General features: G+C 33.2%; 9 protein-coding genes. 8 read left to right on the top strand and 1 reads right to left on the bottom strand.

Annotation, left to right across the window (positions count from 1 at the left end):
- Positions 1–133 precede the first annotated feature (133 nt).
- From SCA31_RS22210 to SCA31_RS22235, 6 genes are all read left to right on the top strand, one after another.
- The gene (locus SCA31_RS22210; RefSeq protein WP_410699232.1) at positions 134–856 is read left to right on the top strand and encodes an IS1595 family transposase; all 723 of its coding nucleotides are present in this window, start codon (positions 134–136) and stop codon (positions 854–856) included.
- A complete protein-coding gene (locus SCA31_RS22215) occupies positions 853–1098 on the top strand; it encodes a hypothetical protein (RefSeq protein WP_410699233.1) in 246 nt (81 codons plus the stop codon). Before SCA31_RS22210 ends, SCA31_RS22215 begins: the two co-directional genes overlap by 4 nt.
- A 3-nt stretch (positions 1099–1101) precedes the next feature.
- Positions 1102–1629, top strand: coding sequence for a hypothetical protein (locus SCA31_RS22220; RefSeq protein ID WP_410699234.1), 528 nt, complete (start codon positions 1102–1104; stop codon positions 1627–1629).
- Positions 1630–1738: 109 nt separating this feature from the next.
- On the top strand, positions 1739–2488 hold the full coding sequence (locus SCA31_RS22225; RefSeq protein ID WP_410699235.1) for a DNA polymerase beta superfamily protein: 750 nt from the start codon (positions 1739–1741) through the stop codon (positions 2486–2488).
- A gap of 432 nt (positions 2489–2920) precedes the next feature.
- Entirely contained in the window at positions 2921–3982 is a 1062-nt protein-coding gene (locus tag SCA31_RS22230; RefSeq protein WP_410699236.1) for a hypothetical protein, read from the top strand.
- A 241-nt stretch (positions 3983–4223) separates the two neighbouring features.
- On the top strand, positions 4224–5288 hold the full coding sequence (locus SCA31_RS22235) for a DNA polymerase beta superfamily protein (protein ID WP_410699237.1): 1065 nt from the start codon (positions 4224–4226) through the stop codon (positions 5286–5288).
- A gap of 65 nt (positions 5289–5353) precedes the next feature.
- Here SCA31_RS22235 and SCA31_RS22240 read toward each other — a convergent pair whose 3' ends face one another.
- Positions 5354–5698 (bottom strand): TfoX/Sxy family protein, encoded by a 345-nt coding sequence (locus SCA31_RS22240; RefSeq protein WP_410699238.1) that lies wholly within the window; start codon positions 5696–5698, stop codon positions 5354–5356.
- Positions 5699–5983: 285 nt separating this feature from the next.
- On the opposite strand from SCA31_RS22240, the gene SCA31_RS22245 reads away from it, so the two are divergent.
- Together SCA31_RS22245 and SCA31_RS22250 are read left to right on the top strand one after the other, a co-directional pair.
- Positions 5984–6424: a MarR family winged helix-turn-helix transcriptional regulator gene (locus SCA31_RS22245; RefSeq protein WP_410699239.1), complete on the top strand. Its 441-nt coding sequence runs from the start codon at positions 5984–5986 to the stop codon at positions 6422–6424.
- A gap of 6 nt (positions 6425–6430) precedes the next feature.
- Positions 6431–8845 (top strand): TonB-dependent receptor domain-containing protein, encoded by a 2415-nt coding sequence (locus SCA31_RS22250; RefSeq protein ID WP_410699240.1) that lies wholly within the window; start codon positions 6431–6433, stop codon positions 8843–8845.
- The last annotated feature ends 126 nt before the right edge of the window (positions 8846–8971 follow it).

Genomic DNA, 8971 nt, shown 5'->3' on the forward strand with positions numbered 1-8971 from the left:
ATTTAAAAATTAATCTCTTATGAAACACTCCTTAAGTGAAAGCCTAAATCAGTACACTTTTTGCTGACGATTTACAAATAACCAGTATAGATGTAAGAATACTGGCAAATACTTTAATGTCAAAACAGGAACATTGTTTGAAAACTCAAAAATTAGTCTTCGTAAATGGTTCATGTCTATATGGCTAGTGACTTCTCATAAGAAAGGAATTAGTTCTATACAGTTATCCAAAGATATTGGAGTGACTCAAAAGACTGCATGGTTCATGCTTCAAAGAATTAGAGCTTGTTTTGGTATTGAGAATGGTAATGAGTTAGAGGGTGTTGTTGAATGTGATGAAACATTTATTGGGGGAAAGAACAAGAATAGACACAAAGACAAAAAGGTTAAAAACTCTCAGGGACGTAGTTTTAAGGATAAAACACCAGTAATGGGAATGCTTCAAAGAGATGGTAAGATGAATGCCTTTGTTGTACCTGATACAAAGAGAAGCAGTATTCAGCCATTAGTTTGTAGATATGTAAATCCAGAAACTACAACCCTGATTTCTGATGAATGGTTAGGATATACAGGTTTAGATAAATACTATGACCATAGAATCATAGACCATTCTAAAAAAGAGTATGTAAGTTTGCAGGATAGTTCTGTACATACAAATAATATAGAAGGAAGTTGGAATATACTTAAAAAGAGTGTTTCAGGAATGTATAATCACGTTTCTAAAAAGCATCTTCAAAAATATGTTGATGAATTTGTATACAGATTTAACCTGAGAAAGGTCTCAGACCAAGAAAAATTCAGATATTTGTTATCAAATTCAAATATCCGAACTAAGTACAAAGAATTATGTCAATGACAATAAGTGAACAGCTTAAACACGAACAAGTGAGACACACCATTATAAATGGTGAGGAGTATTTCTATGTAGATGATATTAAAGACAAATTCGGTTACTTAATACTGGATGCCAATAAAGTAATCTACATAGATGAAACACCATTAATAAAATCAGAGTTTATACAGAAACTATCAAAGTTTGACCAATTAATAAAGCAAACCTTGATTTATAAACCTAAGAAGAAAGATAAAGAATCTTAATTTATGATAAAATTAGTTCGTAGTAATAATAATAGTCATATGACTAATGATATAAGTAAAAGAAATAAAATATTTGAATCAGTTGATAAATTGATGGTTATTCTTCCTGATTATAAAAGCTTCTTTCTTAATTACGAATTAAAATTTCTCAATCTAACTACTGAAGAGAAGAAAAGTTTTCCCAATATAGGAAATGAGATTAGGATAGAATTATTAGAACTTGGATATATTAAAGGCTCTTCTACACCTACTAATATTTTTGTTTTAACAGACTTAGGTAGAGTAGTTAAATCAAAAGGAGGACACTTTAAATACCTTAAAAGTCTTGAGCCTAAAAAAGATTGGTTTAAAATCATTCCAATTATTTTATCAATAGTTTTTGGAATATCAATGGCTGTTATTGGAGTTCTCAATTATAAACTCAATAGAGATAAGGATAAATCTAGTATTGAAAAGGAGCAATTAAATAAACAAATTGACTCTTTAAAACAAAAAATAAGAACATTAGAAAATCAAAGAGGACCTAAATAAGTCCTCTTCTTTTTAATATTCTTGTGTAAAGAAATATATAATTACCAAAATTATTGCGTAATAAGATTGCGCACATCACCATTTACTTTGCAATATAAAATTGAAAACAATGACACCAAAAATAATAGAAAAGATAAAAGAAGTTGAGGCTAGTAAGGGCGTAAAAGTTCTTTTGGCCGTTGAATCAGGGAGCAGGGCGTGGGGCTTTGCCTCTCCAGACAGTGATTATGACATACGATTTATATATTGCCATGAAAAAGACTGGTACCTTTCGCCTTGGGATAAAGATGAAACCATAGAATTTATGACAGAGGATGATCTGGATGGTTCCGGATGGGATCTACGGAAGACCTTTCACCTTTTACTAAAATCTAATGCTGCTTTATTGAGCTGGTTCTACTCTCCTATCGTTTACATGGAAGACACTAGGTTTATGGAATTGTTCAGACCTTTGGCAGATGCCTGTTTTTCACCAATAGCAGTTTCCTATCACTATTTAAGCATGGGCAAAAAATATCTGGAAGCCTGCAGAGCTGATGAAGTAAAGCTAAAAAGCTATTTTTATTGTCTGAGAACTGCATTAACGGGGAAATGGATCATAGAAAAAGGAAGTGTTCCACCGGTATTATTCAGTGATTTGCTTATATTGGTGGATGATGAAACCAAAGCAAAAATAGAAAACCTTATAGCATTAAAAGCTACAAAAGGAGAATCTTACTACCATCCGAATGATTGGGAACTATTTGATTTTTTGGAGAAGACTATAGCATATAATGAAAAAAAATCAAAGACTTTATCCGGAGGAAAAGCGGATAAAAAAGAAATGGAAAGGGTTTTTAGGGAGATATTAAAATGGTAAAAAAAAACATTATAGCGCTATCTCCCATTTATACGGAAGACAGCAATAATCTGAAAAAAGCATCTCTCCACTCTATCCTCTAAATTCTATTCTTACCATGCAAAACTTTCTAACAGAAAGAACACTATGAATATTAATTTCTACACCTCTTAATTAATAAAATTATCGATTAATTATTTCACATATTTAATGTCAGAAATAATATTAAATTATTTTTAGTGTTACAAAAAATTAAAAACCAAGAATCCTACACTACAATAATCTTCTTTCAAATTCATATTTTTCATAATTTATTCAAAAAGTCAAAATCAGGTTCCAAAACAACGAAAAGTAAGAAATAAAAAAATACATACATTTGATTTTATACCTAAAAACAGGGGTAGTTTAAAGTAAAAAAACATCTTTGAATCAAAAGAATTGAATTGAAAACATATGAATTTTTTAAAAAAAATAGCAAAGCTTATAGCAATTACATTTATCACAGTTATTGCATCTGTATTTATTTTCACTATTATAATCAAAAGAATACCTGCAGAGAAATATAACCAACTAGATCAGACAGACAAAGAAATGTTTGACGAACTGACTGTACAATATAAAATATTTAACCAGTCACCTGATCATCTCTGGACCTCAGCATACCACTATGATAAGGAACCTCTTATTTTGATCAGGTCTGATAAAAATAAATCTATCTGGAATTACATTTACTTAATTAATGCAAGTAAACTGATCGATACAACAAAGTATAAAAAAATACACTTTCCCAACAATCCTTATCTGACTGATGTATATGCGACAACTAGCCTTGGATTAACGTCATTAGAATATTGGTTTCCCAGTGCGTTTACATATACAACATTAGACAATAAACAAGTTCTAGCCTTTAAATACTATCCTGAATTATTTAAAAAAGAATTTACATTCCCTGATTTCAAATATTTTTCTATGCATGAGGCTTTTCATCTTTATGCACAAAAAAACTGGTTGTATGATCACAATAGTAAAGATTATATCGCGAATTATCCCTATACCAAAGAGCATTTTAACCTTCTCGACAAAGAATACGCATTATTAGACAAAGGATTAAAAACAACAGATCCAGAACAACTTGATATTGTAATGAAACAATGGGTTGAAATCCGTAATATACGATACAAAAAATGGCCGCAGCTGCTTGGTGAAACCTATAGTGAAGCCATCGAAGGAACTGCCCGTTATCTGGAGTATAAATATTCGGATATGATAAATGAACCAAGATATTTTATAACCAATAATAATGGCGATATTATCAGCTTTACTCAAGGTTTACAACTTATACAGAAAAACCCGGAATCCTATTCCTTTTTGGAAAGAAATGCTTCATATGATAAGGGTGCTGCATTAGGATATATTCTGGATAGGCTAGATCCATTATGGAAGAATAAAATTGAAGATTCTACAAATCATAAAGGCTTAACCCAATATCAAATTTTAAAATCACGCTACTTCTAATCTCTCTTTCTGTTAATTGAACAAATATTTTTAGAAAAATAAAACATTACAATGTGCGCAAAAACAATGCGCACTTTTTTTTAAACTTTGTATTATTAGTTAAAGAATAGTAATATTTGAAAAGATTAAAACCAAGTATATAAAATAACCATGCACATGATATTGTAGTTTAATCCCCCGAATATATTCAGGAGATTGAATTTTCACCTTACTTTTTAGACTAAACTATTAATATCCAATTATGACCATTCAAGACCTCAAAGACAAAAACCTCCTTATCTTTGAAACCATCTCCGGAAGCCGGGCTTTTGGGTTGGCAACCGAGAATTCTGATACAGATATCCGTGGAGTGTATTACTTACCCAAAGAAAACTTCTTTAGACTGAACTACATTCCACAGATTTCTAATGAGACGAATGATATTACGTATTATGAAATCGGGAGGTTTGTAGAACTTTTACAGAAAAATAATCCAAATATCCTGGAAATATTGGCAAGTCCGGAAGATTGTATCCTTAAGAAAAATCCATTGATGGACTTATTGAAAATAGAAGACTTTCTATCCAAATTATGCAAGGATACTTTTGCAGGATATGCTATTTCTCAAATTAAAAAAGCGAAAGGCCTTAATAAAAAGATCTTAAATCCTATTGATAAAGAGAGAAAATCTATTCTTGATTTTTGCTTTATTCTGGACGGTCAAGGTTCTATTCCTTTGAAAAAATGGCTTTTGGAACATGGGAAAGTTCAGGAAAAATGCGGCTTAACGGCTATTGATCATACCAAAGGAATGTTTGCCTTATTTTATGACGATTCACAAACATTGGGATATAAAGGAATTATACAACATGAGGAAGCGAATCAGGTTTCTGTATCCTCTGTTCCCAAGGATGAAAGTCCGGAAGCTTATCTATTTTGTAATCTGGATGCCTACTCTACGTACTGTAAAGATTACAGGGAATATTGGAAATGGGTAGAGGAACGCAATGAAGATCGTTACAATGTTAACCAAAACCATGGGCAGAACTATGACAGTAAAAATATGATGCATACCATCCGATTATTACAATCATGTGAACAGATATTTACTACTTGTACTCTACAAATTCGCTTGGAAAACCGGGATGAATTATTGGATATCAAAGCTGGAAACTGGCCCTATGAAACGGTAATGCAGAAAGCAGAACATCTTATAGAGTCCATTGAACATCATCATCCAATCTCCAGTCTTCCCGATTATCCTGATCTGGAAAAAACGACAAAAATTCTGATTCAAATAAGGAAAAATCTATATGAAGAAAATTAATACATGATGAGTGATGAACAGTGGGGAAACTGCAACAGTGGATCCCCACTCTAACACCCTCAACCCTATTTCTTCTTTGAAGCCTTAGCAATAGGATTATACTCAAGGCAAATTTTCATCCAATACTCAAAATCTGAGGGCTGCTGAAATCCGGCAGGTTCCACATAGCAATAGTCTTTGAGCTGCTTCCCTCTCATGATCATAGGAAGAAAGCCTTTTTTCTCAGAAACCTCATCCTCCAATATCGGGTTATAACGGCACATCAGATTATCATGACTGATGTTGATGCACATTTTTCCATTCACCAGAAATGCCAACCCGCTGAACATTTTCTTCTCTTCAACTTCAATATTATCTACACTGGAAAGCCATTCCCGTACTCTGTCTGCAAGTTCAATATTATATCCCATACTACTATATTTATAATGAAAAGGACCTGTCTGAAAATATACCTATCTACAATACAACCAGAGATATTCCTCACATTTCTTACTCCAAGGCTGCTCTGTTGCAATGGTAAAATTAAGTGATTTAATGGATAAAAACACAGAGAATAAAACATTAAAAAATGAATATCAACACCGATAGGTTTTAATTTTTATAAAAATATTTTAAGCAGATTGTAACAAAATAAAAATGTCGTCAACAAATTAGTTGATATATCAATAATTGATAAATCATTTTAATCTGAAAATATGGAAAAATTAAATTCAATCATATTCTATAACATAGACAAAGCAATCAGAGCCTATAGAAACTATGCACAACGCCAACTGAAAGCACATGGCTTTACCATTACCATTGATCAGTGGCTTATCATCAAAGCAATTCTGGAAAACCCGGGAATTACCCAGAATGAAATTGGTGATCTAGTTTTTAAGGACAATGCGTCTGTGACGAGGATTATTGATTTAATGGTAAAATCAGAATATATCACGAGGCATATTCACCCTGATGACCGCAGGAAAACAAATCTGGAGGTAACAGATTCCGGTAAAAAAGTCATCAAAGAGGTTCAGAATATTGTCGAAAAAAACCGCGAGACTGCCTTGAAAGGAGTCTCAAAGGATGAACTTGAGGTGATGTATTCGGCTTTACTTACAATTTCAGAAAACTGTCTTAACCCTAAAAAATAAAACGCTATGACCAGAATATTTTCACTCCTATTTGTCTGGATTCTGATGCTGTTCTGCAGCTTACTTTCTGCTCAGACTATGCAAAGCTACTCATTGTCAGGAAGTATTAAATCCGAAAAGGCAGAACAAATGGAAATTATCCTTTTGGATGCTGATAATAAATTAATTAAAACAGAAATTGCTGATTCCACTGGAAAGTTTGATTTCAATGATATCAAAGGGGGAGCCTATCGTTTAAAAATCAACAGAAATGGTTCTGAAATATATCATTCGGACAACATTACATTGATCGAAAATACAACCCTGCCCTCTATTGATCTGAATGTAAAATCAATTGAAGCGGTCACTATTACGAAGACCAGGCCGATGATTGAGAGACAGGATGGCAAAATGATCATGAATGTTGAAAACAGCATTGCGAGCACCGGAAATTCGGCCTTTGAAGTATTGGAAAAGGCACCAGGAATTACTATTGATAACAATGATAATATCAGTCTTCGCGGAAAGGGAAATCTTCTGATTCAGATTGATGGTAAAAATACGCCTATGACAGGAAGTGATCTGGCCAATTATCTCAAGGGAATGCCGTCATCCACCATTGATAAAATAGAGTTTATCACCAATCCTTCATCAAAGTATGATGCAGCCGGATCTTCCATCATTAATATTAAACTTAAAAAGGAACAGAGAAAAGGTACGAACGGGAGTATTTCCACTTCTTTAGGAATGGGTAAATATGTGAAGAACAATAACAGCTTCAGCATCAATCACAGAGATAAGAAGATCAATATTTTCGCCAATTACAGCTTTGCTTACAGGGAGGCTTACAACGGATTGGTTCTGGATCGGAATTTTTATGTGAATAATAATTTTGAAAAGGCCTACATACAGGATAATTATTTGAAATTCAAGTTCAATAACCATATTGCAAAGGCGGGAATGGATTATTATCTGAATGATAAAAATGTACTTGGCTTTTCTGTAGGATTGGTCTCTAATAAATTTGGTCTCAATGGAGATAATGCCAACACAACCCTTGGCAGTGCCTATACTCCTGAAAGCTACTTTAATACTCAAAATACATCCAATGATCAATGGACCAATGTTTCAGTGAACCTGAATCATAAGTATACTCTTGATTCTTTAGGCTCAGAGATCTCTACTGACTTTGACTATATCAACTATTCGAATTCTTCTTTGCAAAATTTTGAAACGAGAACGCATATCATAACTCCTCCTCAGGATCAGCTTGACATTATGAAAGGAGATATGAATGGAAAGCTTAATATTTATTCATTAAAATCAGACCTGACCAAAAACTTCAAAGGCGACTGGAAACTGGAAAGCGGAATTAAAACCAGCTTTGTAAAAACAGATAATGATATGAAGTTTTTCAATGTCAACTCAGGAATTTTGGTACCGGATCCTAATAAGACCAATCATTTTATCTATGAGGAAAACATTAATGCATTGTATGGAAATCTGTCCAAAAAATGGGATAAATTTAAGGCTACAGCAGGTTTAAGGGTGGAAAACACCAATGTAAAGGGTACTCAGATTACGACCAATCAGGTGAATAAAAGAAATTATACTCAGTTATTTCCTAGTGCGGTATTATCTTATGATGTAACAGAGAAAAGTAATCTGGAAATTAACTTAAGCAGAAGAATTACCAGACCTAGCTACAATCAGCTGAACCCTTTCAAGCTTTATCTTGATCCTACCACCATGAGAGCCGGAAATCCGGACCTGAATCCACAGACGACGATGAACTACGAGCTGACCTACAGTTTGAGTAATAAATACTTTGCAACCTTAAGCTACAGCAAAACATCAGACAATATCACAGACATCATTAAACCGATTGTAGATGCTGGCCAGAATGTAACAGTACAGACCTTTGAAAACCTGAACACCGCTTCATATCTTGGATTATACCTTATTGCTCCTATAAAGGTGACCAAATGGTGGGACATGAACAACAGTGCTAATTTTTATTACGGATCATATACCGGAAATGTTTCCGGAACACAGATCAATAACAAAGGGAACTTTACTTTTAATATTAACAGCATCAACTCCTTTAAGCTTGGAAATGGATACACTGCTGAGCTTACCGGAAATTATAAGGCAAGAGAGGTCTACGCTTATCTGGATATAAGTTCAAACTGGTATCTGAATATTGGTGCACAAAAGAAATTTAAAAATAACAGTGTCCTAAAGCTTTCTTTTACGGATATGTTCTTTACGAGTAATATCAATGGACAAAGTCTTTACAATAATTATATTGAAAACTTCGCTGTAAAAAGAGATACCCGAGTAGTAACACTCTCCTATACCTACAACTTTGGTTCTTCTAAAAACGGGCAGCCAAGAAAAACAGGTGGTGCCGAGGATCTTAAGCAGAGAGTGGGAAGCTAATTTTCATTACAGGTTTGCATAAGAGTAATAAAAACAAAAATCCCTCAAAATAGAGTGCACCCAAAAGTTTAGACAAAATTAAATAATCTTTTGATAATAAAGAGTTCGATATTCTATCGGGCTCTT

Origin of the sequence: Chryseobacterium sp. SIMBA_028, from assembly GCF_046535285.1 — a bacterium.
GTDB lineage: Bacteria > Bacteroidota > Bacteroidia > Flavobacteriales > Weeksellaceae > Chryseobacterium.

What these genes read in the sequence shown, in the direction of transcription:
- SCA31_RS22215 (WP_410699233.1), top strand. Translation starts at nt 853, where the DNA reads ATGACAATAAGTGAACAGCTTAAACACGAACAAGTGAGACACACCATT.
- SCA31_RS22220 (WP_410699234.1), top strand. Translation starts at nt 1,102, where the DNA reads ATGATAAAATTAGTTCGTAGTAATAATAATAGTCATATGACTAATGAT.
- SCA31_RS22225 (WP_410699235.1), top strand. Translation starts at nt 1,739, where the DNA reads ATGACACCAAAAATAATAGAAAAGATAAAAGAAGTTGAGGCTAGTAAG.
- SCA31_RS22230 (WP_410699236.1), top strand. Translation starts at nt 2,921, where the DNA reads ATGAATTTTTTAAAAAAAATAGCAAAGCTTATAGCAATTACATTTATC.
- SCA31_RS22235 (WP_410699237.1), top strand. Translation starts at nt 4,224, where the DNA reads ATGACCATTCAAGACCTCAAAGACAAAAACCTCCTTATCTTTGAAACC.
- SCA31_RS22240 (WP_410699238.1), bottom strand. Translation starts at nt 5,698, where the DNA reads ATGGGATATAATATTGAACTTGCAGACAGAGTACGGGAATGGCTTTCC.
- SCA31_RS22245 (WP_410699239.1), top strand. Translation starts at nt 5,984, where the DNA reads ATGGAAAAATTAAATTCAATCATATTCTATAACATAGACAAAGCAATC.
- SCA31_RS22250 (WP_410699240.1), top strand. Translation starts at nt 6,431, where the DNA reads ATGACCAGAATATTTTCACTCCTATTTGTCTGGATTCTGATGCTGTTC.